The organism is Nocardia noduli (genome assembly GCF_019038455.1).
In the GTDB taxonomy this organism is placed as follows: domain Bacteria; phylum Actinomycetota; class Actinomycetes; order Mycobacteriales; family Mycobacteriaceae; genus Nocardia; species Nocardia noduli.
In genome coordinates, this window is sequence record NZ_JAFMPL010000001.1 from 291,352 (window position 1) to 317,016 (window position 25,665).

32 protein-coding genes are annotated in these 25,665 nt (G+C 65.0%); 19 read left to right on the forward strand and 13 right to left on the reverse strand.

Annotated features, from left to right (window positions below; translation table 11 throughout):
• Positions 1–43 precede the first annotated feature (43 nt).
• The 8 genes from JZ792_RS01445 to JZ792_RS01480 form a co-directional block, all read right to left on the reverse strand.
• The gene (locus JZ792_RS01445; RefSeq protein WP_216906176.1) at positions 44–988 is read right to left on the reverse strand and encodes an undecaprenyl-diphosphate phosphatase; all 945 of its coding nucleotides are present in this window, start codon (positions 986–988) and stop codon (positions 44–46) included.
• Positions 989–1,131: 143 nt separating this feature from the next.
• Positions 1,132–2,712, reverse strand: coding sequence for a copper resistance CopC/CopD family protein (locus JZ792_RS01450; RefSeq protein WP_216905865.1), 1,581 nt, complete (start codon positions 2,710–2,712; stop codon positions 1,132–1,134).
• Positions 2,696–3,388: a DUF1775 domain-containing protein gene (locus JZ792_RS01455; RefSeq protein ID WP_308165101.1), complete on the reverse strand. Its 693-nt coding sequence runs from the start codon at positions 3,386–3,388 to the stop codon at positions 2,696–2,698. Before JZ792_RS01455 ends, JZ792_RS01450 begins: the two co-directional genes overlap by 17 nt.
• 128 nt (positions 3,389–3,516) lie before the next feature.
• Positions 3,517–4,464 (reverse strand): MetQ/NlpA family ABC transporter substrate-binding protein, encoded by a 948-nt coding sequence (locus JZ792_RS01460; RefSeq protein WP_254189091.1) that lies wholly within the window; start codon positions 4,462–4,464, stop codon positions 3,517–3,519.
• Positions 4,461–5,318, reverse strand: coding sequence for an ABC transporter permease (locus JZ792_RS01465; RefSeq protein WP_216906211.1), 858 nt, complete (start codon positions 5,316–5,318; stop codon positions 4,461–4,463). Before JZ792_RS01465 ends, JZ792_RS01460 begins: the two co-directional genes overlap by 4 nt.
• Complete coding sequence (locus JZ792_RS01470) at positions 5,299–6,171, reverse strand: ABC transporter ATP-binding protein (protein ID WP_216905869.1); 873 nt, start codon at positions 6,169–6,171, stop codon at positions 5,299–5,301. Before JZ792_RS01470 ends, JZ792_RS01465 begins: the two co-directional genes overlap by 20 nt.
• Positions 6,172–6,272: 101 nt before the next feature.
• A complete protein-coding gene (locus JZ792_RS01475; RefSeq protein ID WP_216905871.1) occupies positions 6,273–7,385 on the reverse strand; it encodes an ABC transporter substrate-binding protein in 1,113 nt (370 codons plus the stop codon).
• Positions 7,386–7,661: 276 nt separating this feature from the next.
• The gene (locus JZ792_RS01480) at positions 7,662–7,871 is read right to left on the reverse strand and encodes a hypothetical protein (RefSeq protein ID WP_216905873.1); all 210 of its coding nucleotides are present in this window, start codon (positions 7,869–7,871) and stop codon (positions 7,662–7,664) included.
• A 198-nt stretch (positions 7,872–8,069) separates the two neighbouring features.
• Between JZ792_RS01480 and JZ792_RS01485 the strand changes: the two genes are divergently transcribed.
• The gene (locus JZ792_RS01485) at positions 8,070–9,044 is read left to right on the forward strand and encodes an aldo/keto reductase (protein WP_216905875.1); all 975 of its coding nucleotides are present in this window, start codon (positions 8,070–8,072) and stop codon (positions 9,042–9,044) included.
• 273 nt (positions 9,045–9,317) lie between these two features.
• Here JZ792_RS01485 and JZ792_RS01490 read toward each other — a convergent pair whose 3' ends face one another.
• Positions 9,318–10,169, reverse strand: coding sequence for a DUF6082 family protein (locus tag JZ792_RS01490; protein WP_216905877.1), 852 nt, complete (start codon positions 10,167–10,169; stop codon positions 9,318–9,320).
• 473 nt (positions 10,170–10,642) lie between these two features.
• On the opposite strand from JZ792_RS01490, the gene JZ792_RS01495 reads away from it, so the two are divergent.
• Positions 10,643–11,170 carry an HD domain-containing protein gene (locus tag JZ792_RS01495; RefSeq protein WP_216905879.1) on the forward strand — a complete coding sequence of 176 codons (528 nt, stop codon included), beginning with the start codon at positions 10,643–10,645 and terminating at the stop codon, positions 11,168–11,170.
• Here JZ792_RS01495 and JZ792_RS01500 read toward each other — a convergent pair.
• Both JZ792_RS01500 and JZ792_RS01505 read right to left on the reverse strand, forming a co-directional pair.
• Positions 11,146–11,628 carry an NUDIX hydrolase gene (locus JZ792_RS01500; RefSeq protein ID WP_216905881.1) on the reverse strand — a complete coding sequence of 161 codons (483 nt, stop codon included), beginning with the start codon at positions 11,626–11,628 and terminating at the stop codon, positions 11,146–11,148. The genes JZ792_RS01495 and JZ792_RS01500 overlap by 25 nt on opposite strands.
• 4 nt (positions 11,629–11,632) lie before the next feature.
• Positions 11,633–12,367, reverse strand: a complete 735-nt coding sequence (locus tag JZ792_RS01505; protein WP_216905883.1) for a helix-turn-helix domain-containing protein — start codon at positions 12,365–12,367, stop codon at positions 11,633–11,635.
• A gap of 142 nt (positions 12,368–12,509) precedes the next feature.
• Here JZ792_RS01505 and JZ792_RS01510 point away from each other — a divergent pair, with 142 nt between their 5' ends.
• From JZ792_RS01510 to JZ792_RS01575, 14 genes are all read left to right on the forward strand, one after another.
• On the forward strand, positions 12,510–12,974 hold the full coding sequence (locus tag JZ792_RS01510; protein ID WP_216905885.1) for a hypothetical protein: 465 nt from the start codon (positions 12,510–12,512) through the stop codon (positions 12,972–12,974).
• 2 nt (positions 12,975–12,976) lie between these two features.
• A complete protein-coding gene (locus tag JZ792_RS01515) occupies positions 12,977–13,237 on the forward strand; it encodes a hypothetical protein (RefSeq protein ID WP_216905888.1) in 261 nt (86 codons plus the stop codon).
• Complete coding sequence (locus JZ792_RS01520) at positions 13,237–14,106, forward strand: DUF2637 domain-containing protein (RefSeq protein ID WP_254189092.1); 870 nt, start codon at positions 13,237–13,239, stop codon at positions 14,104–14,106. The genes JZ792_RS01515 and JZ792_RS01520 overlap by 1 nt, the downstream gene beginning before the upstream one ends.
• 249 nt (positions 14,107–14,355) lie before the next feature.
• Positions 14,356–14,610, forward strand: a complete 255-nt coding sequence (locus JZ792_RS01525; protein ID WP_216905890.1) for a hypothetical protein — start codon at positions 14,356–14,358, stop codon at positions 14,608–14,610.
• Complete coding sequence (locus tag JZ792_RS01530; protein ID WP_216905892.1) at positions 14,610–15,008, forward strand: hypothetical protein; 399 nt, start codon at positions 14,610–14,612, stop codon at positions 15,006–15,008. Before JZ792_RS01525 ends, JZ792_RS01530 begins: the two co-directional genes overlap by 1 nt.
• A complete protein-coding gene (locus JZ792_RS01535; protein ID WP_216905894.1) occupies positions 15,008–16,396 on the forward strand; it encodes an FtsK/SpoIIIE domain-containing protein in 1,389 nt (462 codons plus the stop codon). Before JZ792_RS01530 ends, JZ792_RS01535 begins: the two co-directional genes overlap by 1 nt.
• Positions 16,393–16,659, forward strand: a complete 267-nt coding sequence (locus JZ792_RS01540) for a hypothetical protein (RefSeq protein ID WP_216905896.1) — start codon at positions 16,393–16,395, stop codon at positions 16,657–16,659. The genes JZ792_RS01535 and JZ792_RS01540 overlap by 4 nt, the downstream gene beginning before the upstream one ends.
• A 3-nt stretch (positions 16,660–16,662) precedes the next feature.
• Positions 16,663–16,866 (forward strand): hypothetical protein, encoded by a 204-nt coding sequence (locus tag JZ792_RS01545; RefSeq protein WP_216905898.1) that lies wholly within the window; start codon positions 16,663–16,665, stop codon positions 16,864–16,866.
• Positions 16,863–17,102: a hypothetical protein gene (locus JZ792_RS01550; protein ID WP_216905900.1), complete on the forward strand. Its 240-nt coding sequence runs from the start codon at positions 16,863–16,865 to the stop codon at positions 17,100–17,102. Before JZ792_RS01545 ends, JZ792_RS01550 begins: the two co-directional genes overlap by 4 nt.
• The gene (locus JZ792_RS01555) at positions 17,099–17,779 is read left to right on the forward strand and encodes a DNA cytosine methyltransferase (RefSeq protein WP_216905902.1); all 681 of its coding nucleotides are present in this window, start codon (positions 17,099–17,101) and stop codon (positions 17,777–17,779) included. Before JZ792_RS01550 ends, JZ792_RS01555 begins: the two co-directional genes overlap by 4 nt.
• A 2-nt stretch (positions 17,780–17,781) precedes the next feature.
• Positions 17,782–18,441 (forward strand): hypothetical protein, encoded by a 660-nt coding sequence (locus JZ792_RS01560; RefSeq protein WP_216905904.1) that lies wholly within the window; start codon positions 17,782–17,784, stop codon positions 18,439–18,441.
• Positions 18,438–20,171, forward strand: coding sequence for a replication initiator (locus tag JZ792_RS01565; protein WP_216905905.1), 1,734 nt, complete (start codon positions 18,438–18,440; stop codon positions 20,169–20,171). Before JZ792_RS01560 ends, JZ792_RS01565 begins: the two co-directional genes overlap by 4 nt.
• Entirely contained in the window at positions 20,152–20,340 is a 189-nt protein-coding gene (locus JZ792_RS01570) for a helix-turn-helix domain-containing protein (protein ID WP_216905907.1), read from the forward strand. The genes JZ792_RS01565 and JZ792_RS01570 overlap by 20 nt, the downstream gene beginning before the upstream one ends.
• On the forward strand, positions 20,340–21,581 hold the full coding sequence (locus JZ792_RS01575; protein WP_216905909.1) for a tyrosine-type recombinase/integrase: 1,242 nt from the start codon (positions 20,340–20,342) through the stop codon (positions 21,579–21,581). The genes JZ792_RS01570 and JZ792_RS01575 overlap by 1 nt, the downstream gene beginning before the upstream one ends.
• Before the next feature lie 485 nt (positions 21,582–22,066).
• Here JZ792_RS01575 and JZ792_RS01580 read toward each other — a convergent pair whose 3' ends face one another.
• Positions 22,067–22,660, reverse strand: coding sequence for a TetR/AcrR family transcriptional regulator (locus JZ792_RS01580; RefSeq protein WP_216905912.1), 594 nt, complete (start codon positions 22,658–22,660; stop codon positions 22,067–22,069).
• Between the two features lie 93 nt (positions 22,661–22,753).
• Between JZ792_RS01580 and JZ792_RS01585 the strand changes: the two genes are divergently transcribed.
• Both JZ792_RS01585 and JZ792_RS01590 read left to right on the forward strand, forming a co-directional pair.
• The gene (locus JZ792_RS01585) at positions 22,754–23,722 is read left to right on the forward strand and encodes an NADP-dependent oxidoreductase (RefSeq protein WP_308165102.1); all 969 of its coding nucleotides are present in this window, start codon (positions 22,754–22,756) and stop codon (positions 23,720–23,722) included.
• 79 nt (positions 23,723–23,801) lie between these two features.
• Complete coding sequence (locus JZ792_RS01590) at positions 23,802–24,260, forward strand: nuclear transport factor 2 family protein (protein ID WP_216905913.1); 459 nt, start codon at positions 23,802–23,804, stop codon at positions 24,258–24,260.
• Between the two features lie 15 nt (positions 24,261–24,275).
• Here JZ792_RS01590 and JZ792_RS01595 read toward each other — a convergent pair whose 3' ends face one another.
• Positions 24,276–25,001, reverse strand: a complete 726-nt coding sequence (locus tag JZ792_RS01595) for an SDR family oxidoreductase (RefSeq protein WP_216905915.1) — start codon at positions 24,999–25,001, stop codon at positions 24,276–24,278.
• Between the two features lie 89 nt (positions 25,002–25,090).
• Between JZ792_RS01595 and JZ792_RS01600 the strand changes: the two genes are divergently transcribed.
• Entirely contained in the window at positions 25,091–25,513 is a 423-nt protein-coding gene (locus JZ792_RS01600; RefSeq protein ID WP_216905917.1) for a MarR family winged helix-turn-helix transcriptional regulator, read from the forward strand.
• Positions 25,514–25,665: the final 152 nt, after the last annotated feature.

A 25,665-nucleotide genomic window follows, 5' to 3' on the forward strand; every position in this document is an offset into this window, starting at 1 on the left:
GTCGCCATGTCCTGGCTGTCGCGTAGGCGTGAAAGCCGGCGTCTCAGGCGAATCGGATGATCGAGAAAGCCCCGACGACCACGCAATACGCGGCGAAGGGCAGCAGCGTGCGGGTCTGGAAGTATCGCTCCAGGAACCGCACGGCCAGCCACGAGGACAGTCCGGAGACGATGGCCCCGACCAGCACCGGCCCCCTGATACCGGCGGTCTCGGGGCCGATCAGTTCCGGAATCTGCAATATGCCCGCGCCCAGGATCGCGGGGGTCGCGAGCAGGAAGGCGAATTTGGCCGCGTGTTCGTGTTCGAGACCGCGCCACAGTCCGCCGACCATGGTCAGACCGGCGCGGCTGAACCCGGTCAGCAGTGCGCCGACCTGTGCCGCGCCGATACCGAAGGCGTCGCCGAATCCGAGGGCGGCCAACGGCCGGTCGGCCTGGCGTCGCGGTGGCGCTGTCGCCGTGCGGGCACCGCTGCGGTTCTGCCGCCGGGCGAACCGTCGCCCGTATTCGGCCAGTGAGGGTTCGTTGCGTCGGCGCAGTCCCTCGCCGATGACGAGCACGACACCGTTGCCCACCAGGAAGGTCGCGGCGCATACCGGTGCGGCGAAGAGCGCGTGCAGCGGATGTTGCAGCGGCGGACCGAGTACGGCGACGGGAACGGTGGCGATGAGGATCAATATCGCCAGCCGTTGGGACACGGTGTCGAGTCGCCCGGTTCGTATGGTGGTGAGCAAACCGGTCACGATGGCGAGCCAATCCCGCCGGTAGTGTCCGAGCAGGGCCACCGCCGTTCCGACGTGCAAGGCCACCACGAACGCCAGATACGGTGTGCGCGTGGTCGACTCGCCCTCGGTGACCAACTCCTGCCAATCACCGCCGAGCCACGCCGCGACGAGTACCGAATGTCCGAGACTGGAGATGGGAAACAGTTCGGTGACACCCTGCACCGCACCGATGACAGTCGCTTGGAAGTAGGTGAGCATCGCGATGAGTCTCGCATGCGCGCAAGGGATTCCCGGAGCGGGCCCGTGCAGGTCCGATATGACCGAATCGTCTATACCACAGTGACTTTCGTCTGATTTGCGCCATTGCCGTAGGGGAGATGTGGCTCCCTATGAGCCGACTGCTCGGCCTACAACGCCCGGTAGTAGAACGAGGCCAATTTCGGGCCGTGTTCACCGTCGAATCGGACGGTGACTTTCCATTCGCCGGGGGCGGGGACGATGAGTTGGTCGCTGCGCCACACCAGGGTTCCGTTCTCCTCGACGGCGTCGGTCATCTTCACCGGCAGGCGGGCGACATTGGCGGACGCGGAGGACAGGTCGACGCTGACGGTGGGGGAGTCACGGGGTGCGGGGCTGTTCGCCCTCGGGTGCTCGATGGTGAGCCGCTGCGGGCCGCGGCGAACGGAATCGATGTCGACATGAAGGATTTCGGCGGATCCGAAGTCGAGCGTGGTCGCGAGGTCGGTGGTGTAGGTGTCCTTGGCCGGAGGCAACGTCGTCAGTACCGAGGTCGCCGCCAGCACGGTGACCGCCAGCCCGGTCTCCAGGGCGATGAGGCGCGGTGCTGCGGTGTCCGCGCCGACGCGGTGGATGCGTCGGTAGGCCCCGTATCCGAGACCGGCGACGACCGTCGCGCCCAGGACCTTGCCGACCAGGACGAGACCGTATGTCGTGTCGAGGAGGGCGGCCAGGGGCCGCACCTGAAGGAAGCTCAGCAGAAGTCCGCCGACGATCGCGACGACGACGTGCCCGACGGCGATCGCGTGCCATCGTCGAAGTTCGGGCACGCCGCAGTGTACCAGGAAGATCACGGCCACACCGCCCAGCCAGACGGTGATCCCGTACACGTGAACCAGCGTGCCGAGGAACGACCAGGGCCACCCCTGCACCGAGCCGCCGTGGCCTCCCAGCGTCACCGCGAGTACCGCCGCGATCGCTTGCAGTACGAGGAGCGGCGTGTGGCGACGGCCCGGCGGCGCGAGCGCGGCGGCCGAGAGCGCCACCGCGACGGCCGTCGCGAGTCCGTGCGGTGTGGCGAGCAGGGTCCGCGCGCTCGCCGCCGACACCTGCGAGAGTCCGCCGGACTGCTGTGCCGCGAGCACCGCGAAACGGGACACGAGGCCGACGATGAATATTCCGGCGCCGACACGGTAGGTCACCCGGAATCGGCGCAGACCCGTCGCCGTCGGCCATACCCACCGCGCCGAGGCGAACAGCCCGGCCGACAGGACGAGTCCGAGGTACGTGACCCCCTTGGTCGGATAGTTCAGATACTGCTCGAACCCGACGGCGGTGTCGTCGGAGAACTTCCCCTGTTCGGTGACCGATCCCACGGTGAACTGGATCGACAGCGAGACCACGTGGGTATCCGCCGAGACGACGCGCGCGGTGGCCAGGTAGGCCCCGTCCGGCACGACATCGGCCGGAACCAGCACGACGCTGCGCTGGCCGTCGTCGAGCCGCACGTCCGCGAGAGCGAATCGCTTTCCACCGCTGTCGATCAGCTGCGCCGAACCCTCGACCAGGGTGACCGGCTCGTTGAGTCGTAGCAGGAGCTCACCGGGCGGCTTGTCGGCATGGGCGCCATCGGCGGGCGACGTCGATTCGAGTCCGGCATGGGCCGACGCGGCACCGGCCGCCCACACCGAACTCGCTGTGACAACGAGGAATACGAACACCCACGGCAGTACGCTACGAACCCGTGACACGGTCCCGCCGCAACACCCACGCGACTGCGACCGAGGCGGCGAGAGCGAGGAGGAGGCCGATCACCGAAATCGAATGCCACAACCCATCCGACGACTCGTTCGCGTCGGGGGCCGCCGCGTCGTCGTGATGATTCGCCCCGGCCGCCGTGGCGGACTCGCCGTGCCCGCCGTCGTGGCCGTGTCCATCGGCCGCCGCGTTCAACGTCACGATCGGGGCCGGATGCTCGGGCTCGCTGGCCTTGTCGACCGCGACCTCGTTCCACGACACCACCACGCCGTCGCTGTAGCGCTGATCCGAGGGCAGCGCCACCGAATCCTTGCCCTTGGGCCACGGGCCACCGGAGAAGGAGAACTCCCGGTATTCGGTGTTGCCGAACCCGCTCGCCGGGTCGGTCGCGGTCCACACGATCCGCGACACTCGCTCGGCACTGCCCACCTTCTGGCGTTCGACGGTCGCGCTCCAGCCCGGAATGGGCAGTGTCCTGGCGGATTTCAGGTCGACACCCTCCGGAATCGTCACCGTGAGGGCGACCGTGGCGGCGCGCTCGGACTCGCCGGGCACGATCAAACGCACGATTCCGTAGCCGCCCTGTGTGACCGGTGTGCCGTCGGAACGGACATGGGCGGCGGCGGGAGCCGCGAGAGCCACGACCGCCAGCGCCGATGCGAGAGCCACGGCACCCGACCGCCGGGGGAAATGCTTCCGCACGGGTGCTCGTTGTCCGCGGGAGTCGCTGTCGACCATGGTCGTCCTTCTCGAATCGTTCGATGGATATCGGCCGAGATATGCGGCCGAAGAGGAGGTCATCTGCTGGTTCCGGCGGTTGCGGGGATATTCGCGCCGTGGAACTTCGTCTCCAGGAACTGCGCCAGCTCAGGGGTTTCCAGGGCGTGCGTCAGTTCGAGAACGCGTTGATCGCCTGCCAGCCGGGACGGCGCGACGAGCACATGGGTGTAGGGGTTGTCCCGGCCGGGTTCGATGGCGAGCGCGTCCTCGGCCGGATCGAGACCGATGGATGCCGCGTGCTTCGGGCTGAGCACGACCGCGTCGTAATTGCGGTAGATGGACTCGAGGTATTCGCCGTAATCGAGCCCGAGCAGGGTGAGATGTCGCAGCGAATCCAGCACGTTCGCCTGGGTGATCGTGAGATCTGCCGCGGACGTGCCGCCGAACGGGCGATCGAGTTTCACCAATCCCGAACTCTGCAACAGATAGAGTCCGCGCGCGAAACCGGTCGGAGTGGTGGGCAGAACGACCTGCGAACCGTGCGGGAGACTTCTCCCGGTAACCTGATCCGCCACCAGTCCCACGTTCACCCAGTCCTCGGTCGACGCGACATCTTTCCATTTGGATGAATACAGCGCGTAGGGGACCACATTCACCTTGGAGACGACACTCAGATTGTCGAACGAGTTCTTTTCCTTGTCGGCTTCGAACGCGGGGATGTGCTGGTAATAGGAAAGGTCACCATCGCCCGCCGCGACCTTGAAATTCGAATCCTCGGACGCGTCGACCAGTTTCACCTTCACCGAATCCGGAAGAATATTCTCGACGACGTATTCCAGGATCTCCCGATCGTCTCCCGCCCCCACGTAGACGAGGAGTGCGTCCCCGTCGGCCGCGGAATCGTAGGCGACCGTCGTCTCCGATCCGCACCCCAGCACGCCCGTCGACATCACGAGGGTGAACGCCGCCGCCGCCGCGAGGAAGCCGCGACGGCCGCGAATCCTCTCTCGCCCTGGTGGATTCATGACTTGTTCGTCAGACCGCGTTGCCAGGACGTCAGACGCCATTCGGCGACCGTCATCACCCCGTTGACCAGGATGCCGATCAGGCCGAGCGCCAGGATCCCCGCGTACATCTGCGGGGTCTGATACCGCAGCGCGGCATTGTTGATGTAGATGCCGATCCCGTGCGCGCCACCGACCAGCTCGGCCGCGACGAGCGCGGTGAACGCGTTGGCCGCCGCCAGCCGAATGCCGGGGAAGATCGCCGGGATCGCCGCGGGAAGGACGACACGGGTGAAGATGTACCCGCGCCCCGCACCGAGGGTCCGCGCCGCGTTGATCAGCAGGCGCTCGACCCCGCCCACAGCGCCGACCGCGTTGATGAAGATGGGCCAGAAGCACGCCCACACCACGATCGCGACCTTCGATTCCTCGCCGATCCCGAGGAAGACGACGAAGACGGGCAGTAGTGCGAGTAGCGAGAGATTGCGGAAGAACAGCAGGACGGGTTCGGCGAGCCGCTGGAAGATCTGGAACGAACCCACGAAGATGCCGAGGGCGATACCGGTCACCAGGGCGATCACGAATCCGAGCAACGCCCGCTGCACACTGGGCAGGACCTCGGACCGCAGTGTTCCGTCGGCGAGGCCGTCGATGAACGCTCGGACGGTGTCCTGCGGTGTCGAGAGGTAGAGGTCGCTGACGGAGCCGGAATCGACCACCCACCACCACAGGGTCAGGAAGAAGGCGAGGCCGAGGGCCCCGTAGATCACCCTGCCGTATTTCGCGAGCCACGGGTTGGGCGCCTTCGGCGGGATGAGATCCTCGTCGTGCCGGTGGTCTTCGCCGAGCGGGGGCTCAGTGATCGTCGTTGCCAAGGCGCACCTCCTCTTCGAGGATCCGCGCGACTCGGGAGCGGATATGGACGAAATCCTCGGAACTACGGGTCTCGAGGTCGCGGGGGCGTGGCAGGTCCACATCGATGAGTGCCTTCACCGTGCCCGGTGCCCGCGTCATGACCGCGATGCGATCGGAGAGGAAGATGGCCTCGTCGATCGAGTGGGTGACGAACAGGACCGTCTTCTTGGTTTCACCGGCTTCCCAGATGCGCAGCAATTCGCCCTGGAGGAATTCGCGGGTCTGCGCGTCCAGTGCGGCGAACGGCTCGTCGAAGACCAAGACCTCGGGCTCGTAGGCGAGGACTCGTGCGATCGCGACCCGTTGGCGCATGCCGCCGGAGAGTTGGTGCGGCAGTCGATCGGCGGCGGACTCCAGCCCCACCGTCTTGAGCACCTTCGCCGCCCGTTCTCTGCGCTCCGCCTTCGGAACGCCGCGAATCTTCAAGCCCACCTCGACATTTCGCTGTGCTGTGAGCCACGGGAACAGGGCGTATCCCTGGAATACGACGCCGACGTTCTTGTTGACGCCATCGACCCGCTTACCGTCGACGAGGACGGCGCCTCCGTTGTAGGACTCGAGACCGGCGAGGATATTGAGGAAGGTGGACTTGCCGCAACCGCTCGGGCCGAGCAGGGAGACGAACTCGCCCGCGCCGATCTCGAGGTCGAATCCGTCGAGCACCGCGGTGGCTTCCCCGCCCGACCTCCAGCCGGTCTTCGGGAAGAGTTTGGTGACGCGTTTGGCCTCGATCTTCCAGTCCGTGCGTGCTGGGCGTCGGAGGCCGGCCCCCGCGTCCCTTTCTCGTTGCTCGACGAGCACTTGCTGACTCATGTCAACCGACTTTTCTCTGGGTGGATGATGGCGCCGGGCCCGGAATCGAGCCGGGCCCGGCGGAAACAGGTGTCGTCGCGTTCAGTGCCGAGCGCGTCGAATCACTCTTCGACGCCCTGGATGTCGACCAGCTTGGTCTTGAGCACCCGGTCGTTCTGCTCCTGATCGAGGATCACCGTGTTGTGATCCTGGCTTTCCAGGAGATCGGCCGATTTGGCATACGGATTGAAGGCGTTGGTCGCGATGTCCTCCGGCTTCAGATGCTCCGAGCCCGGCAGTGGACTGCCCACCTCTTCCACGAGATCCCACCAGAGTTGCAGGCTCGCCTTGTCGAGCAGCGCGTTGGGCGCGTAGTGCCAGTTGGTGGTCTGCTCGACCGGGTAGCCGGTGGTCTTGCCCGCGATCTCGGCCGATTCCCGCGGATGGGCGTTGGCCCAGTTCGCCGTCTTCGCGATGATGCCGACGAATTCACGCGCGGCCTGCGGATTCTTCTGCAACCAGGCGTTGCTCGCGACATACGGCGCCTGGCCGCCGAGCGGACCCCAGTCGTCGTAGGAGGTGAAGGCCTGGGTGAATTTGTCCGGCTTGCTGAGCAACACTCCGACCAGCGGCGGGTGGAAGACGCCGAGGTCGACCTCGCCCCGTTCGATCGCGGGTGCGATGAGTTCGGCCTTGAGTTCGAGGAAGTTGACCCGGGCCACGTCGACGCCGTTGTTCTTCAGATACCGCTTGATCACCAGGTCGACGCAGCTGTTGAAGCCGTTGACGCCCACCGTTTTACCCTCGAGGGCCTTCAGGTTGTCCTTGGTGATATTCGAGCCGGCCTTGGTGAAGTAGGCCATATGCGGCTCCTTCGGCAGGTCGAGCATGCTGGACGCGATGGCGGTGAATTTGAAACCCTTCACCTTGCCGTCGATGTCGTTGTTGAACATGCCGGTCGCGATATCGATCTTGCCCTGGTCCAGCAATTGCACCGCGGGCACCGCGGTGGCGGGCCCGACGTATTCCGGCCGAACACCGGCGTTGTCCCAGTAGCCCAATTCTTCCGCGATCCTGACGAGTGACAGGGCGGTGGGCGAGTTCGCGAAGCGGAAGTACACCACCCCTTCCTCTTTGCCGCTACCGCATCCCGCCAGCAGCACCGGCGCCGCGACGAGCAGTACCGATAATGCCGACAATTTCTTTATCAGGCGCAATCTTCCGAAGACACTCATGCTCGCGCTCCCGGATGCGTTGTTCTGCCGCTCACGGCGTTTCCTCTCTCGCGGTGGTCCGATCGCCGGTTCTGCCCGGCCGATCACTACCGAGGAATGGTTTTGATTCAGAAGGTAAGCCGCACAACAGGGTTTACCTACCGATAAATTCATGATGAACGGAGGTCTGGGCGCGCCGCATTTGAAGAATCTCTTAATGATGAGATGCGAAACCTTGTAGGTGGGAATTGTTTTCGCGTCGAACCTCGGTGCCGGTCCAACCGCGCACGGACCCGGTCAGGGCCTGACGGCGGTGGCGTAGAGCACCTCGACCGCCGCCATGTCGCGGTGGCGCGATTCGAGGGCAGCGCGGTACGCGAACTCGAAGTGGCGCAGCAGGTTCGAGTCGAGACGAGCCTCGAGATGTTCCCGGTAGAGACGCGCGTGCACGGTCCACGACTGTTCGAGATCGGCCCGGCCCATGCGGACCGTGCCGGAACGGATCACGACGTCGCCGAATCCCGCGCTCGACAGGGCCTCCGCACAGGCCGCCGCGCTACCCGAACCCGCTGCGGGATCTCTGCCGCGGTGGAACGGCTCGAGCTGCGTCGAACCCTGCTTCGGGATGGGGGGAGGCCGTAGGGTCTAGCGGGGCTCCCTGCCGGGTGCCCGCGTGCGATCCGTCCCGCAGATCAAAGGAGAACCATGGGTGACTCGTCTTCACTGCGTCGTATCGGGAGTTCCGGCCTGGCCGTCTCGGTCGTCGGTCTCGGGACCAACAATTTCGGGATGAAGCTCGATCTCGAGCAGAGCAGGGCGGTGGTGCACGCGGCCCTCGATCACGGCATCAACCTGATCGACACCGCGGATTCCTACGGCGAGTCCGAGCGGCGCATCGGCGAGATCCTCCAGGGCAAGCGCGACGATGTCGTGATCGCGACCAAATTCGGCAACGACGTGCGCAGGCTCGGCGAGGACAACGGCCAGGACTGGGGTGCGCGTGGATCGCGCCGCTACATCCGGCGCGCGGTCGAACAGTCGCTGCGCAGGCTGCGCACGGACTGGATCGACCTCTACCAGTTCCATCGTCCCGATCCCGAGACCCCGATCGAGGAAACCCTGTCCGCGCTCGACGATCTCGTGCACGAGGGCAAGATCCGCTACCTCGGGCATTCGAATTTCAGCGGCTGGCAGACCGCCGACGCCGAATGGATCGCCAGGACCAGGAATCTCGAGCGTTTCATCAGCGCGCAGAACGAGTACAGCCTGTTGCAGCGGGGGATCGAGGCCGATCTCGTCCCGGCGTTGCAGCACTACCGGATCGGCCTGCTCCCGTTCTTTCCGCTGGCCAGCGGACTTCTCACCGGCAAATACAAGCGCGGCGTGCCCGCGCCCGCGGGCAGCCGCATCGCCGCGTGGAATCGCGAATCGGTGCTCACCGACGCGACTTTCGACGTCCTGGAGAAGCTGGAGGATTTCGCGGCGCAACGGTCGATCACGCTGCTCGAGGTCGCCATCGGCGGTCTCGCCGCCCAGCCTGCCGTGAGTTCGGTCATCGCGGGCGCCACCTCGCCCGAACAGGTCGAGGCCAATGTCCGAGCGGGACAGTGGCAGCCCACCGCGGCGGATCTCGCGGAGATCGACCGCATCTCGAGGCCGGTTGGCGCGAACCAGGCGTAATAGCGGAAATATCGCCCCTGAGCTGCTGAAATGTATCTCGGGGGTTCTCGCGTGTTCTGGGCAGTTTTCGACGCTCGACGGCCTGTAGACGGCCTGGTGACTTCCCTTCCCCTGCTTCCTCATACTGGCCATCCCTGAGCGGAGGGAGGTCGTGTCAAGGGCGCTCTTTCCCTTGACTCGGCCGAGTGAGGTCAGACAATCGGGCCATGAGGAGGCAGGGGTTTCGCAACCATGACCGGCTCGCTTGGCGTGATCAAGAAAGCCGTGAGCGGGTTACCGGTCGAGACGGTTCGCCTTCGAGACTGCGACACCGAGTGCGACGGCTGAGCCGACAACGAGTGCGATACTGCCAGTGGCGAGCCACCTTGTGCGTCGGGCAGGACTGGGCTGCTCCGGGGCGACAGTCGTTTGCTGTGAAGCGCGCAGGTCTTCCCAGGTAATCGGCGCGGGACCGGTTGCGATGGCTTTTTGGTACTCCTCGTCGGCGATACGTTTGAATGTGCGTGTGCGCCGGTTGTAGCCCGACTTTCCTGGTGCCCAAAACTTTGAGGTTTGAGCCCAGTAGTCTCGTCCGATATCACTACGGAATACGGCACCGAGCACATCATCCCGGAGTATCTGCTCACTGATGACACCGGATTCGTAGCCCATCCGGCCGTACCGCATCCATGAAGCGGTGTAGTAGAACTGACGGCCCTCGACTCCAGGTGGATCAAAGCGGCGGCCGATGCATGGCGCGAAGATCGTTGGCTCGTCCATTGCGATGCGTGTCAGGTCCAAATGGTGGCGGCGAATATTCTCGAAGCGACTCGCCTTGAACTGTCGGGCCTGTATGAACAGGGAGACCGAAACCCCGCATAGCGCAAGTGCCGACACGATTGCAGTCGTCGCGCCGTAGGTTTGACTGACTTGGCGCAGCTGCCACCAGTCCGCGCCGTCCTGTGCTGGCAGTAGCAGAAGCAGGAACGGCGACACGAGGACAGCAGATACACCGCCGATGATGACGGCGGCTCCCACGGCGATGCGCCCCGTGGAGCCTTGACTGAACCAGCCGATAGCCCGGTCGGTCCAGGCTTGACGACGCGAATATGTGCTCATGTGTATGGCCCCCTGAAACACCGACATGTAGTCGATCCTGCATGTCGAACTCTCCAGGCTATCTCGAGATTTAGCCGTGCTGTGGAGATGACGGTCCGCGCTGTCGCGATCGCTTCGACGCAACCACAGCCAGGCCCCACGTACGAGTGCCGGCGGATTCGGCGGGCAGCTGCGGGAGAGCAAGCCGGGGACGGCTCACGTAGTGCCCAGCACTGCTCAGTGAAACGAAAAGTGGCCAGAGTCGGAGAGTCTGCGTTCTGCCACGTCGCCAAAGCGGATGCCAGTACATGCGATGAGGACCAACTATGCGCCTCGGCGGCGCTCCCGCCACCGCCGCGCCGACGTACCCGGTTCGGTTCCGAGGAGCGTGCGACGAGGGACCGGAGCGCGGCACGTCGTGGGCGCGGCGGCGGCGCGGCGCGCCGCCGAGGCGCTCTCTTGTTCCTATATGGCGAAATTCGGCAACAGCTCGCAAACACCACCGGCGTACGATGGCAGCGATGAATGAGGCCATGGATGAGCTGCTGTCTCCGCTGACGAAGTCCCGGCGCGCTCACTCGATCGCTGTCGGACGTCGAATGGAACGCGTAGCGGGAGTCCTACCCGCCGAGCTGCGCGACGACGCGGTTGCTGCGGCTTATCTACATGACGTCGGGTACGGGCACTCGGTGCTTGGGTTTCATCCGATTGACGGCGCACGCTTGCTGCGGTCGCTGAACTACTCGTCGGTTGTGTGCCACCTGGTGGCGTTCCACACGGCGGCCGAAGTTGAGGCGGAAGTGCGAGGACTCGCCGCGGCAGTTTTCGATGAGTTCCGATTGACTGGGGTTCCATGCCTTGAGGTTGCCGATGACCTGCTGTGGTGGTCGGACCTGTCTACAGGACCCAATGGGGAGGCGTTCACGGTTGATGAACGTCTATCGGAGATTCTGAGCCGCTACGAACCGGGGAGCATCGTCCATACGGCGATCACAAGGGCGGAACCCCGGCTGCGGGCAGCAGCTCAGCGAGCTTCCGGGTCGATGTAAGGGGTCGTTTCCGTCAGCGCCCACTCGATCCGCTTCCGCTGACTGGCGTCCATCGTCAGATCCTCGATTTCGCGGGTTGGCACCCATTCGACTCGTGTGCTTTCGCTACTGGGCGTCGGCTGTCCGCCGATACGTTCTCCGCGATAGACCACGGTGAACTCCTGTCGCACCTCGTCGTTGCTGGTGTAGTGGATAACGTGAGTGGGATCGGTGAAGATTCCGACTATCCCGGTCAGGTGGATGTCCACGCCGGTCTCTTCCTGCGTCTCGCGAACGGCAGTATGACTGAGCGACTCACCCGGATCGTGTGCGCCACCTGGCATCGACCAGTTTCCATTGTCTGACCTGCATATCAGCAGAATTTTGCCGTCCTGCTCAATAAAGGCTGCTGCGCTCGGGCGAACGCTGTTTGCGGCCGGTGCCGAAGGGTCTTGGTGATAGTCGATTCGACGTCCCATGAGGTCAGGCTACTGGGCGTCCTGTCTTCCATGCAGCTTCGAAAGACTCCAGGTAGTAGGAGAAGAGTCGGCCACCCGGCACTTTCTGGAGGTGTTGAACGGGAGACTTCGCCGCGTAGGCACCGTAGCTGTGAGTGTTGAGGAGCATTGAGTCGCCAAAGCGGTAGATGCTGTTGTAGAGCGTCGTGCGATGGGTGCGTATGTCGACCATCGGCAGGTCTATCGTTTCCCGGAGGTATTCCAAGGTTGATTCACACCGCTGCGGAAGCGAGGGCAATCCTTCCTCGCGGGCACGAGCGGTTACCTCTGGGGAGCCGCTCTCTCCGAGGAGGATACGAATCTGGACGCCAGCGTTCGCTTTGGCGCGGACGACGTTCACGAAGTCGAGCGATTCAACCAAAAACCCGCCTGCGTAGACCAGAACGTCAATGTGGTCGGCTGACTGCTGCATGAGTGAACGCCAAACCTCGTGAGGCACTTCGGGTCTGGTGGGCCATATCTGCACAAGCTCGGACAGTGACGCGGTAGCGGATCGGCTGCCCGCTAACAGCTCCGGCCAGAGGTAGGTTTCGTCTCGATCGAGTACGCGGGCGACCTTGAGTCGTAGCCCAGGATGCGGGCAGCGATCTTGCGTGATCCACCGCTCGACAGTCTTGGTGCTGATCTCGAGGCGCTCTGCCAGAGCATGTTTCGTCAGATTGGCGGCAGCTAGCGCACCGCGCAGGCGCTCGTTCGTCATGAGTCCAGTCTACCTTCAAAGTGTCCCTAAATGTCCCAATTCTTGGGTTATTTCGTCCCTGTATGTCGCGGGATTCTTGAGGTACCGAAGCGAACTATCGACATTCGGTTCCTAATCGCCACGGACACAAGGGGTTTCAGAGATGGCTTTGAAGGACATGTGGATTCCGACCGATTTTCGTTCGGTGTTCCCGAAGGGGGTGTTGCTGCTCGGTGATGTCGAGGCGCAGACCGAGTTCAGTGAGGATCGCAACGCGCCGAAGCGTCAAGCGCAGGACTACGACCGTGAGGGCAATGGCTCGGGTAAGCGCCTGTGGAAGGCCACGATCATGGACCGGGCGGGCGGCAAGGCGAACCAGGCGAGTTTCGATATCACGTTCGTCGCTGATCAGATGCCGGTTCCGGTGGAGCCGGAGGTCGTGGAGGGCTTGCGTCCGATCGAGTTGGAGGGGCTGTTGCTCAAGCCTCGCGTGGTCGGTAACGGCCAGTTCAAGTCGATCGGCTTCTACATCCGCGCGACCGGTATCAAGGGCGACAACTCCGGTGCCAAGCAGGCTCCGGCCGATCCGGGCGCTTCCCGTCCGAACTCGACCGGTAAGGCGGCGTGATCATGTCGCAGTATCAGATCCGGTCGAGCGTGACCACGGACGTGACGGTCGATGAGGTGACCGCGAAGTATCACCCGGCCTACGAGTTCCGCGGCGGCGACTTCTCGGCGTCGGTCCAGATCAAGTTCGGGATTCTCGGTTCGACCTCGGTGACGTTGAGCATCGCCGATGCCCGCACGTTGGCCGAGCAACTGCCCGCGATCCTGGCCGAACACGACGCCGCCTCGGTGTCGGTGCCGGTGTCGCTGGTCAAGGCGGCGTGATGAGCGCGGCGGATCAGCACAAGTCGACGGCAATGAAGTGGGCTCGCTGGTCCGCCGCTGTCATCATCCTCGCGGTCGGTGCTGCGGCGTTCCGGCTCTCGTTCACCACGTTGCAGGATCTCGCCGTCATGGCTCGGGTTCCGGCCTCGGATGCGTGGCTGGTCCCGTTGATCGTGGACGGCACCATCCTGCTCGCCACCTTCGGTGTCCTGGTCGTGCCGAGTGGCACCAGTGAGCGCCGGTTCTTCCTCAGAGTGCTCGTGGCCGGTGCGGTGGTGTCGGTGGCGGGCAACAGCATTCACGCGATGGCATCCGGTCACCAATTACCGGGTTGGGCTGCGGCGATCGTCGCGGCGGTGGCACCGATAGCCCTGCTGGCGTGCACACACGGGTTGGCGTTGTTGTTCCGCACGGTCCAGCGTGCCCCGGCTGCTGCTGCGGTGGTCGGTGCGGTTGCGGTCGAACCTGTTTCGGCCGATCCCGTTCCGGTCCCGGTCATCGAACCCGAACCCGTTCCGGCACCCACGCCGGTTCGGCCGAAGAAGTCCAATCGGACCGATCCCGCGCTGGTCGCTCGCGCGGTCGAGCTGGACCGCCAGGGCATGAAGTACGCCGAGATCGCCCGTGAGCTGGGTGTGTCGGCTCGTACGGCGGCGAAGTACGCCAAGTCCGCTACCGCGTCGGAATCGGTTGCCTACGAGACGGTTCCGGCCGAAGTCCTCGACTCTCCGATTCCTATTCCCGAACCCGAACGCGCTCCTGTGCGTGTGGCTGCTCCGGTGGTTCCGGTTCGTGTAGCTCCTGTTCGTCCCGTGCGTCCGGTGCAGACCATGCTGCCGGTCGCCGCTGTCCCTGCTGGGGGTTTCTGATGGTCTCCGTCGTCTCGATCGCCGTCCCGTCCATCTTCGCCGCTGTCATGGCTCCGGCCGTGCTGCTGGCCTCTGCCTCAACTCCCGAACCTGCGCCGGTGTCGCGTCCGGTTCCGGGTGAGTGCGTCATGTTCTGCGAGGAACCGACCGGGCAGACCCCGGATAACTGCGTCATGTTCTGCACCGAACCTTCGGCGCCACCCGCTTCGGACGGGTGCCGGTTGTTCTGCGAACTCGATCGTCGCTCCGATGACTGGGGGCTGTGACATGTACGAGTCGTTTGTCACCCTCATGCCCGCGGTCGAACTCGGTGCCGTGTCCTACCTTCCGCACGCGATCCTCAGCGACCCGTCGACGCCGCCGATGGTGCGGGTCGAACTCGGCTACTTCGGCTCGGGGATCTCGCTGACCATCACCGATGCCCGTGCTCTGTTCGCCGGTCTGGGTGACGCCCTGGCCGAAAACGACCGCGCTGCGGTCACTCTCGTGAAGGCGGTGGCGTGATGTCGGGGACGCTGCACAAGGCCCAGAACTATTGGGTGTCGCTGGACAAGACCGCACACGTCGATTTCGCCGTGCATGGCACCTGCGTTCGTGGGGCCGGTAATCCAGCGGTCCGCTACGACGAAACCGCCGACCGGGTGGTGCTGGTCCTCGGTGGACATCACGCGTCCGGTCGTATGCCGGAGTTGCGGTTGAAGGTGTCGGCGGCTCTGGAGTTGGCGGATCTGCTCGAAGCTGCGGCCGTGGACGCTCTCGCCCCCGGTCAGCCGCTGTTCGCTTACGTCGATGTCACCGCCGAGAACTGCGACTGTGCCGAATGCGCTGCTGTCCGGGCTGCTGATCGCGCGCTGTGTGTCTGCCCGGAATGCCTGGTCGAACGCAGCGAAGGGAACCGCTGATGTCCGCGTTGGGTTCGATCGTCTTCGCTGGCGGTCTGGTCGCTGCTTCGGGCGGCATGGTGTGGCTGCGTTCCCTCGGTGCGGGTTCGGGTCCCCGGTTGGTGTCGCTGGCTGACATCGTGGCGGCTGCCCCGTCGGAGTTGCGGACCACGGTCTCGATCTTCGCTGACCCGTCGCAGATGAATCTCATGCTCCACGCGTTGGGTCTCGGGTCGGCCGAGGTCGGGTTCCCCAAGCTCGATGACTGGGTCTATACCGCGCACGGGCTCCAGATCGACCTGTTGATGCTGGGCGGGCAGAAGCTCAAGGACTGGACCGACGAGGGCGTGCGTGACCAGTTCGCGCACTACCTGGCCGCGCCGGAGGTGACAGTGTCGTCACCCGCGAAGGGCTGGGTCCGTCTCCAGGTGAGAGTGTTCGACACTCTCGCTGCCCCGGCAGCGTTGCCGGTGGCGGTTGCCGATGATGTCGACCTGGAGGCGGTCCTGGCAGGTGTGTTCGAGGACGGCGACGCCTGGCGGGTGCCGGTGCAGGGCCGTCACGTCCTGATCGCGGGCGGGACGGGCTCGGGCAAGTCCGGCGTGCTCTGGTCGCTGGTCAACGGCATGGGTCCGGCGATCGCGTCGGGACGTGTCGAGCTGCGGGTGATCGACCCCAAGGGCGGACAAGAACTGTGGTTCCTCGAAGGATTGTGCACTCATTTCTCGTGCACGACCGGTGAGGAGATGGTCACCCAGCTCGAGGAAACCGTCACCGACATGGAACAGGCCACACAACGGTATCGCGGTGTCCGCAAACCGGTTCCGACACCGGAAAACCCTCTGGTGGTGACGATCATCGATGAGGCCGCGACGTTGTCGGCGTTCTCCGACCCGAAGTTGCAGGCCCGGTTCGAACGCGCTCACGGCAAGCTGCTCTCCCAAGGGCGTGCCCCGCTGTTCTCGGTGATCGAGACCGTGATCGACCCGTCGAAAGAGAATGTGCCGCAACGGCAATTGCTGCCGTACCGGATCGGCATGCGCATGGACGAAGCGGCGCAGGTCGTGATGATCCACGGTCAAGGCGCACGTGAACGTGGCTCACACTGCGATGAGATCCCGCACACCACTCCGGGTGTCTGCTACGTCCAGGAGGACGGCAAGGCAGGGTTCCGGCGGGCTCGCGCGTTCCTGGTCACCGATGACGACGTGGACCGCATCGTCGTCACCTACAAGCCGGTCTCACCTCCGGTCGACCGGACTCCGCAACCCGCCGATGCCCCGATTCCGGCTCACGCTGCCGCGGCTGTCGCGAACGATCCCTACCCGCTCGAAGGTGTCGATGCGCGCGAGCTGCTGGGCGACGACGACATTCCCGGCGACGGTGAGACGGGTCCGGTGGCGGCATGAAACGGGGATTCGTGACCGAGATCCATGTCCGCGTCTACTGCGATGCCTGCGGCGAGGTCTACACCGATCCCGGCGTCACGCCCGAACAGTTCGAGCCCGAGGACGTGGGCGCGTGTTTCCGCTCCCTGGCCGCCGCGGTCACCTGGATCGCCGATTGCCCGAATGTGGGCTGGACCTTCGACGGCGACCGCGTTCTCTGCGATGTCTGCCAAGTCATCGAACGCCGTGACCGTGACCTCACCGACCTTCACACCAAGGACTGAACCATGAAGAACACCAACAACACTCGCAAGCCCAGCAAGCCCGCAACCGGCTACGCGGACAGCGTGATCGACCTGGCCTCTCGTCGTCGCGGACTGCTCGAACGTCGCGGTGCGGACCCGCTGGAAGTCGCGGTGCACATGTGCCTCGAGACGGGCGGATTCGCGGCGTGGGGCATCGACTACGACGACGGCGGGTGGGCGGCATGAGCACCCGCAAAACTGTGGAGTGGGGCGTGCTGATCGGTGAGACCGTGCGTCCTCTGCCTAAGGCTCAGAACGTTTCTCAGGCTCTGCTGATGGCCGATAAGCCCAGCAACCGCGGCAAGCGGGGCTCGAAATCGGTGGTGGTGTTCCGCGACGGCGAACACGACATGTGGAAGCGCTGGCGTGACAGCACACCGGTGCCGACTCAGTTCGCGCTGTTCGATCAGGAGGCGTCGTGAGCACGGTCAGGCCGCGGTTGTTGGATCTGTTCTGCTGCGCCGGTGGTGCCGCGACCGGGTATCACCGTGCCGGGTTCGACGTGGTCGGTGTCGACATCGCACCTCAACCCCGGTATCCGTTCGAGTTCCACCGGGGGGACGCGTTGGAGTTCCTGGCCGCGCACGGGCACGAGTTCGACGCCATCCACGCCTCCCCGCCCTGCCAGGAGTACTGCACCCTGCACGCGTTGTCACCGGACAAGCGGTACCCGGATCTGGTCGCGGCCACTCGCGCTCTGCTCGACCAGGTCGGGCGTCCCTATGTGATCGAGAACGTCATGACGGCACCGTTGATCCGGTCTCGGTCGGTCGTGCTGTGTGGCAATGCTTTCGGTCTGCGGACCTATCGGCATCGTCGGTTCGAGTCCCGGCTGTCGTTGTCGGCACCGGCCCATCCCCGGCATGTGGTGCGTACCGCGACCCGGCAGCGTAAGGCCCGGTGGGCGGACGGTTGGAACATCTCGGTGACCGGTGATGTCGGCCGTTACGTCGGTCCGGAGGCGATGGGCATCGACTGGATGACCGGCGACGAACTGTGCCAAGCCATCCCACCGGCCTACACCGAACACCTTGGCCACCAACTCCTGACCCAACTCACCGACCCCACCGGCCCACTGACCCTGTTCGAGGTGGCATGACCATGACCGCAAAGCACATCAAGACCGCGAAGACCTATCTCGGTCAACAGGATCCGTCCGACGAATTCACAGATGTTGTCGTTGCGATCGCTTGGTTCGCGGTCAAGGCCGCGGCTCGGTCGGTGTGGTGGGCGCTGCTGTTCCCGATGCTGTCGATCCCCTTCGGCGCGGCTGTCGCGGTGTGGCTGGTATTCGGCTGGCTCGCTGGTGTCGTGGTCGTCGTTGTCGGCCTGGCGCTGCTGACCGGTTGGCGCTTGGCTTCCCCTGCCACCTTCGGCCGCTGGGTCACCGACCGGGTACGGCAACGATTCGTGGCCTGGTTGCGGTATCGGCGGCGGTGGGTCGCGATGAGCGCGGCATGTGGTCTACAGGTCACCTACGGCCAGAACATCGCCACTCCCCGCCTGGTCTCGATACGAGTCGGTGAGTTCACCGACCGGGTGACGTTGCGGATGCTGCCCGGTCAATGCCCCGCCGACTACACCGCCCGCACCACCCACCTCGCCCACGCATTCGGTGTCCTGGAATGCCGTGCGGTCGTCGTCGGCCCCTCCACGGTCGAACTGGCCTTCCGTCATCACGATTCACTCGCAACAGCCGTCGCCGTGCCCTCTACGCGGGTGGAGTGGCTGTGGGACCGCAAGAACGGAGAACCGGCATGAGCGACCTCGTGAACCTCGACACCGACACCGACACGGCACCGGTTCGTCAAACAGCGGCCCAGCGTCGTGCACTCCCGGATTTCACCGACATCGCTCACGCCGCGGCCGAAGAGTTCGGGGTGTGCGTGCGCCCGATCACGATGGCCTCGGTCGACCCGATCACCGGCAAGACCGAATACCTCGGTTCACCCTGCAAGGCCACCATCGCCAGCGTGTGCAAACCGTGTGCCGACAAGGCACGGTGGCTGCGCATCACGCAGGGCCGCGAGGGCTGGCACGTGGAATCCGAACCGGTCGATCTGGTCCGCACACCCTCGAAACGGCAAACCGAGCTGCTGACCGCCCGCGCTGACCTGGTCACCGAATACCGCAGCGCACGCAGCGACGGTGACGACGAAATGGCCGATGCGTTCGCGGCCCTGGTGGGCGAGATGGACCAGGAACTCCGCGATTCCGGGATACGGGGCCGTCTGCCCGCGTTGGACCCGAAACCGTCCAAACGCCGTGCCCGGTCGACTCGTCGCCGTCAGGATGTCCCGAACCTGCCGCGACAGAAAGTCACGAAAAAGACCATCGGCAAGATCTTCGGCGGCAAGCATCGCCCCTCGATGATGGTCACCCTCACCATGCCCTCCTACGGCTCGATGAACCAGGACGGCGGCATCGACAAGAAGGGCAAGGAGTGTGGTGACGGCTCCCCACAGGACCCCGACACCTACGACTACACCAGCGCCGCACGCGACATCGTGTTCTTCGCCGCGCTGATCGACCGGTGGATCCAGAACCTACGCCGCTGCCTCGGCTACGACATCCAGTACTTCGCAGCGGTGGAACCACAACGCCGCGGCGCACCCCACATTCACATCCTGCTGCGTTCCGCGATCTCGCGTGACACGTTGAAGCTGGTGACCGCGGCGACCTATCACCAGGTGTGGTGGCCGCACTTCGATCCGGAGAACGAGGTGTACTCCGGCGAGATCCTGCCGGTGTGGGACTGGCAGGCCATGACCTTCGTGGACCCTGACAGCGGTCAGCCGTTGACGGGCTGGGATGAGGCGTTGGACATCCTCGATACCGTCGATGACCTGCGACCGGCCTACACCGTGCGTTTCGGTGAGCGGATGGACCCCGGCCACATCAAGGGCCACATCCCCGGCAACAAGGCCGATGCCGCGATCGGCTACGTCACCAAATACCTGACCAAAGCAGTGTCCGAGGTGCTCGAAACCGACTCGGTGCGGACCGCGATCCACTACGACCGCCTGCACGCCGAACTCCAGCACACCCCGTGCTCACCGAAGTGCCCGGTATGGCTGCGCTACGGCATCGTCCCCAAGGGCGCCAGCGATAAAACCGTAGCGGGCAAGTGCAAGGGCAAAGCCCACCGCCGCGACACGCTCGGGCTCCCCGGTCGACGGGTCCTGGTGTCGCGTCGCTGGTCGGGCAAGACGCTCCCGGATCACAAGGCCGATCGCATCGAGTTCGTTCGGCAACTGCTGGCCTCGGTCGGCATCGTCAAACCCGACAACCCTCGTCTGATCGTGCGACCGGTCCAACCCGGCGACCAGAACGCGCCACCGCGCGATCACCTGATCCTGTCGACCATCGCCCAACGCAAAGCCTGGCGAGTCGAATACGACAACGCCCTCTTGGCGGCGGGACCTCAAGCGTGGAAAGAACATTCGGCAATCAAGCAAGGGGGTCCGGGTTATGACCGCACTACCAGATGATCGGCTGTGGACGGTGGAGGAAGCCTCGTACTTCCTTCACGTCCCGGTCAAAACGCTCTACCAGTGGAAGTGGCTCGGTGAGGGGCCTCCGGTCCGCAAGATCGGCCGTCACCTGCGCTACAACCCCGCCAAGGTGCGTGCGTGGGCTGAGCTGGATGAGGCTGCCTGATGGGCCATGTGGATGACCGGTGGTGGCGACCGACCCGCGACGACGACGGCAAAGTCCTCGTCAACGGTCGCGGCAAGCCGGTGATGGAGAAGACCGAATTGTTCGGCCGTGGCCTGCGCTACCGGGTGCGCTACATCGATCCTGATGGTGTCGAGCGGTCCAAATCGTTCCCGGACCGGGAGAAGAAGCGCGCCGACGACTTCCTGATCGAGGTCGAATCCGACAAGCGCGAAGGCAAGTACATCGACCCTCGCGCGGCCCGCAAAACATTTCGGCAACAGGCGGAAAGCTGGTACAAGGCGCAATCGACAGACCCTGCGACCCGCGAGACGCTGCGTAGTCGACTGCACAAGCAAATCTATCCGGCGCTCGGTAATTCGACGTTCGACAAGATCGAGAAGCCCGCCACCATCCGTGATTGGGTCGGCACCCTCGATGAACAGGGGCTATCCGACAACTACAAATCGGTGTTGTTCACCATGGTTTCCTCGGTGTGTGACTCGGCGGTGGATGATCGGGTGATCCGAGTCAATCCGTGCAAGGCCAAGACGGTCCGGCGTCCGATCGGCAAGAGTCCGAAAGTCGTTGTGTGGCCTGATGATCGACTCGACGCGGTGATCTCCGGTCTTTCGGAAAGATTCAAGATCGCTGCCATGCTCGGGGCTGGCGCTGGTATGCGGCAAGGTGAGCTCTTGGGATTCTCGGCCGAGGACATCGACCGCGACGCGCAACAGCTCTCGATTGTTCGGCAACTCAAAACCGTCAAAGGCGCAACGATGTTCGCTCTCCCTAAGGGCGGCAAGACTCGCACCGTACCGCTGTCCGGCGTACTGCTCGAGGCGCTCGACGCGCACATGAAGCGATTTCCACCCGTCGCTATCACGCTACCGTGGGGCAAACCTGACGGTGAATCCGTGACGGTGAATCTCGTGGTCACAGATAAGGCCGGGTCTCTGCTGTCCGGTGACCAGTTCACCAAGATCGCGTGGAAGCCTGCGTTCGGTGCGGTCGAGCCATCCTTCCGAGGGCGACCGGACGGCATGCATGCGTTACGTCATTTGTTCGCCTCGACGCTGCTGGCGCGTGGCTGCTCGGTGAAGGAACTGGCCGAATTCCTCGGACACTCCGATCCGGGCTTCACGCTGCGGACGTACACACACTTGGTGCCCTCCAGCTACGAGCGCGCTCGTAGTGCGCTGGATGAGGTACTTCGGCGGTCTACGTCCGATGACGGCCTGTAGACGGCCTGGCAACTGGGTACAAACCGAGAAGGGTGAGAAATTGAGAGCGATAGGACCATCTGACCAGGCAATTCACACTGAGTGTTGCTTCGACGCGGCCGGTCTCGCGGAGATCGACCGCATCACCGCACGCGAGAGCTGAGATGTCGTCGCCGTTGCCGGACGAACGGTGGTCCGGCGTCGGCGAACCTCATCGCGCGCTGAACACCGCGCGCGCCCCGGCGAGATCGACGTAGCCTTCGTCGGGCACACCCCACCGCGCCAGCACCTCGATGACAGCGTCTGGCGGTCGACCCGCTGGACAATGCCTCCGGATCGAGGTTCATCCCGATCCGTGGATCCGGCATCGACAGTCGCGGTTCGAAGCGTTCGACGTAGTGCCGTGCCTCCTCGACGGTCAACTGCCCGAGTCTCGCCAGGTCCATACGCACCCCTTCGTTACGCATCGTTCGATGCCGGTCACGGCCCATGCACGGCCGGTCGGCTCAGGGTTCGCGACGAGAAGCGGTGAGCGCGTCCATGATCAGCGCGTACAGGTGATCGCTCCGGTCGACGAGCCGGGGTGATTGTTCCACGATCCAACCGACCGCGCTGACGAGCGCGATGACGTCGAGATGGTCGACATCGCCGCGTATTTCACCGCTGCGTTGCGCGCGTGTCAGCAGTTCGGAGGTGGCCGCTCGCATGGCCGCGCACGAGGCGTGCAGCGCGGACGACTCGTCGTCGATGGTGGCGATCATGTCGGTGACGAGTCCGCGGTAGGTGGTACTTCCGGCGAGGAAGGTGCGCAGCCATTCGACGAGCGCTGTCCGGGGTTCGCGCGTATCCGCCAGGGTCTCGGCCAGCGCGGTGAGCTCGTCGAAGCGCTGTCGGAGCAACGCGTCGAGCAGCGCCTCCCGGTTCGGGAAGTGCCGGTACAGCGTGCCCAATCCGACTCCGGCGCGCCGTGCGATCTCGCGTAGCGATGCCTGCGTCCCCTGTTCGGCCAGCACTTCGCCGGCGACCTCCAGCAGGTGTTCGCGATTGCGCCTGGCATCGCTGCGCGCTGTTCGACCCGGTTGCGGGACAGGCGAATCCATCGACACAGCCCTTCCATTGACAAACGGAGCAGTGCTCCGTTAACTGATACGGGCGGCCGTTCGACCGCACACCCCCGATGAACAGGATCACCGGTGAACGTATCCACCATGCGCGCCGTACTCGTCCAGCGGTACGGCGGTCCCGAAGTTCTCGTCGAACAGACCGTCGCGCGACCGGACCCCGGACCCGGCGATGTCCTGGTGCGGGTCCACGCCGTGGCCCTGAATCCGCTGGACCTCTACAAGCGCGCCGGATACGCCGCCATCCCCGAATCGCTGCGCCCTGCACCGCCGACGCTGCCGTTCATCCCCGGCGTCGACGTCTCGGGCACGGTCGTCGCTCTGGGGGAGCGGGTCACCCGATGGCGGGTGGGCGACGAGGTCTTCGGGCTGGTCCGGTTTCCCTCGCGTGAGGACGGCGGCCGCGGGTACGCGGAATACACCACCGCGCCGCAAGATCATTTTGCCCGCAAACCGTCTCGGCTGGACCACATCAGGGCGGCCGCGGCTCCGCTGGTCACGCTGACCGCGCACCAGTTCCTGAGCGAGCACACCGAAGTCGGCGCGGGCGACACGGTCCTCGTCAACGGCGCGGCCGGAGGAGTCGGCCACATGCTCGTGCAGCTCGCCGCGCGTGCGGGCGCCTCGGTCATCGCCGTCGCCTCGGGCCGCCACCGCGCGTTCCTGACCGAATTGGGCGTCGAGACCTTCATCGACTACACGACGACTCCCGTCGAGGACTGGCCCCGCGATGTCGACTACCTCTTCGATTCGGTCGGCGGACCTGGGTCGTCCCGGCTGACCGCCGTCGTGCGGGACGGTGGAACGATCATGCCGGTGTTCTACGGGGACTACGGCGCGGAACGCGGCATCACGGTGCGCACGGGCCAGGTCCGCTCACACGGCGCCCAATTGGCCGAGATGGCGGAACTGTTCGACGCAGGCACGCTTCATGTCGGTGTCGACAGCGTGTTCCCCCTCGCCGAAGCCGCCGCCGCGCACCGTCGCGCCGAAGCAGGACATATCCGGGGCAAGATCGTCCTGACGGTCGACGGCGCCTGACGGATCAGTCGCGGCGACAGACCGTCGCCAGGATGGTCCGGGCGACCGCTCGTGAACCAGGAATACGGAAGAGGACTCGATGACCGACCTAACCGCGCAACTGCGCGAACTCACCGATCGAGCGGCGATCATCGATCTCGCCGTCGCCTACGCCGCGGCGGTGGACAACCGGGACTGGGACAGATTGGCGACATTGTTCGCCGACGATGCCCACTGGGAGTACCCTGCGGGCAGACAGCGCCACGAGGGCCCGGCGGCCATCGTCGCCTACATCGGCAGCGCGATCGAAAACCTCGATGCCACACAGCATTTGAACGGCAACCATGTCGTCACCGTGCGCGGAGACGACGCCGAGCACAGCTGCTACTACCACGCCCAGCACATTCGTCGCGGCACGGAGGGCGGCGACAATTTCCTGGCGGGCGGGACCTACCACGACCGACTACGCCGCACGCCCGACGGTTGGCGCTTCGTATCCCGCAGTGTCCGAGGTGTCTGGGCGGAAGGCAACCCCGCCGTCCTCGGACTTCGCTCCTGAGCGCACCTTCCGGCCTCAGAACAGTCCGCCTCCGGCGTGCACCGTCGCACCCGTGATCCACCGGGCCGCGTCGGAGGCGAGGAAGGCGACGATATCGGCGATATCGTCGGGTTCGCCCATACGCCCGAGCGGGGTCTGCCGCACGACGCTGTCGGTGGCGCTCGCGGTCGTGGCGGCGACCAGCGCCTCGGTCCTTGTGACGCCCGGCAGTACCGAATTCGCGGTGATACCCCGGGATCCGAGTTCGCGGGCGATCACCCGGACCAGTTCTTCTCCCGCGGCCTTGCTGGCGCCGTAGATCCCGGAAGCGGGGCGGTGGGTCGCGGTCACCCCGGATGACACGAGCACGATGCGCCCGTTGTCGCGCAGTCGGTTCGCGGCTTCACGCAACGCGACGAAGGTCGCCCGGGTGTTCACCGCGAAGGTGTGGTCGAAATCCTCGTCGGTGGTCTCGGCGATCGGGCCGAAACGTGCTGTGCCGACATTGTTGACGAGGATGTCCAGTCCGCCGAAGCGCTGTTCGGCGACGTCGAAGAGTCCGCGTAACGAGGGCGGATCCGCGACATCGGCCTGCTCCGCGACGGCCCGGCCGCCCGCGGCTTCGATATGGGAAACGACCTGCTCGGCCGCGTCTCGGTCGGTGTGATAGTTCACCACCACCGAGACGCCGTTCGAGCCGAGCCGCTGTGCGATGGCCCTGCCGATTCCCCGCGAGCCCCCGGTGACGATCGCAACCGGCATATCCGCCTCCCATGATCGATGTCAACGATTGTCGATACTATGGACTATTAGGTCGATAGTATCAACTATCTATCATCTAGACTTTCGACATGGCGACGACCATCGACCCCGCCCTCGCGACCGCCTTCTCCGCGTTGCATCGTGAACTCGGCGCGCTCTACAGCCTCATCGCGCGTAGTTTCGGCTTGACCACCCAGCAGATCGAACTGTTGTGCCAGCTCAACGGTCACACTCCCACCTTCGGCGAACTGGCCACCCTGCTCGGTTGCGACAAGACCAATGTCACCGGCATGGTGGATCGCCTGGAGCGCAGGGGATTCCTCACCAGGCAAGCCGATCCCGCCGACCGCCGCGTCACCCGCGCCGCCCTCACTCCGCACGGCATCGCGCTGCGCGCCGAGATCCGAGCCGTGCTCGAACAAGAACTCGCGGGTCGGTTGCCGACCGCCGACCGGACCGAACTCCTCGCCCTCGTCACGGCCGCCGCCGCCGCGCTCGCCGAAACACGCTGAACAGCTCGGCTTCTGGTGCGATCCGATCCGTGAGCGCGTTCCGATCATGACCGGGCAAGCGCGAAGCGGGGTTGCATTCCCGCTGATCGCAAACCTGTCGCCCCCGCCTCGCACGCGGTGGGATCGAGTGACGCGGTGGACGCGCCACTGTC

Coding starts and splice junctions, on each gene's coding strand:
- JZ792_RS01460 (WP_254189091.1), bottom strand. CDS start 4,464: ATGAATCCACCAGGGCGAGAGAGGATTCGCGGCCGTCGCGGCTTCCTC.
- JZ792_RS01470 (WP_216905869.1), bottom strand. CDS start 6,171: ATGAGTCAGCAAGTGCTCGTCGAGCAACGAGAAAGGGACGCGGGGGCC.
- JZ792_RS01475 (WP_216905871.1), bottom strand. CDS start 7,385: ATGAGTGTCTTCGGAAGATTGCGCCTGATAAAGAAATTGTCGGCATTA.
- JZ792_RS01485 (WP_216905875.1), top strand. CDS start 8,070: ATGGGTGACTCGTCTTCACTGCGTCGTATCGGGAGTTCCGGCCTGGCC.
- JZ792_RS01490 (WP_216905877.1), bottom strand. CDS start 10,169: ATGTCGGTGTTTCAGGGGGCCATACACATGAGCACATATTCGCGTCGT.
- JZ792_RS01495 (WP_216905879.1), top strand. CDS start 10,643: ATGAATGAGGCCATGGATGAGCTGCTGTCTCCGCTGACGAAGTCCCGG.
- JZ792_RS01500 (WP_216905881.1), bottom strand. CDS start 11,628: ATGGGACGTCGAATCGACTATCACCAAGACCCTTCGGCACCGGCCGCA.
- JZ792_RS01505 (WP_216905883.1), bottom strand. CDS start 12,367: ATGACGAACGAGCGCCTGCGCGGTGCGCTAGCTGCCGCCAATCTGACG.
- JZ792_RS01510 (WP_216905885.1), top strand. CDS start 12,510: ATGGCTTTGAAGGACATGTGGATTCCGACCGATTTTCGTTCGGTGTTC.
- JZ792_RS01515 (WP_216905888.1), top strand. CDS start 12,977: ATGTCGCAGTATCAGATCCGGTCGAGCGTGACCACGGACGTGACGGTC.
- JZ792_RS01520 (WP_254189092.1), top strand. CDS start 13,237: ATGAGCGCGGCGGATCAGCACAAGTCGACGGCAATGAAGTGGGCTCGC.
- JZ792_RS01525 (WP_216905890.1), top strand. CDS start 14,356: ATGACTGGGGGCTGTGACATGTACGAGTCGTTTGTCACCCTCATGCCC.
- JZ792_RS01530 (WP_216905892.1), top strand. CDS start 14,610: ATGTCGGGGACGCTGCACAAGGCCCAGAACTATTGGGTGTCGCTGGAC.
- JZ792_RS01535 (WP_216905894.1), top strand. CDS start 15,008: ATGTCCGCGTTGGGTTCGATCGTCTTCGCTGGCGGTCTGGTCGCTGCT.
- JZ792_RS01540 (WP_216905896.1), top strand. CDS start 16,393: ATGAAACGGGGATTCGTGACCGAGATCCATGTCCGCGTCTACTGCGAT.
- JZ792_RS01545 (WP_216905898.1), top strand. CDS start 16,663: ATGAAGAACACCAACAACACTCGCAAGCCCAGCAAGCCCGCAACCGGC.
- JZ792_RS01550 (WP_216905900.1), top strand. CDS start 16,863: ATGAGCACCCGCAAAACTGTGGAGTGGGGCGTGCTGATCGGTGAGACC.
- JZ792_RS01560 (WP_216905904.1), top strand. CDS start 17,782: ATGACCGCAAAGCACATCAAGACCGCGAAGACCTATCTCGGTCAACAG.
- JZ792_RS01565 (WP_216905905.1), top strand. CDS start 18,438: ATGAGCGACCTCGTGAACCTCGACACCGACACCGACACGGCACCGGTT.
- JZ792_RS01570 (WP_216905907.1), top strand. CDS start 20,152: ATGACCGCACTACCAGATGATCGGCTGTGGACGGTGGAGGAAGCCTCG.
- JZ792_RS01575 (WP_216905909.1), top strand. CDS start 20,340: ATGGGCCATGTGGATGACCGGTGGTGGCGACCGACCCGCGACGACGAC.
- JZ792_RS01580 (WP_216905912.1), bottom strand. CDS start 22,660: ATGGATTCGCCTGTCCCGCAACCGGGTCGAACAGCGCGCAGCGATGCC.
- JZ792_RS01590 (WP_216905913.1), top strand. CDS start 23,802: ATGACCGACCTAACCGCGCAACTGCGCGAACTCACCGATCGAGCGGCG.
- JZ792_RS01595 (WP_216905915.1), bottom strand. CDS start 25,001: ATGCCGGTTGCGATCGTCACCGGGGGCTCGCGGGGAATCGGCAGGGCC.
- JZ792_RS01600 (WP_216905917.1), top strand. CDS start 25,091: ATGGCGACGACCATCGACCCCGCCCTCGCGACCGCCTTCTCCGCGTTG.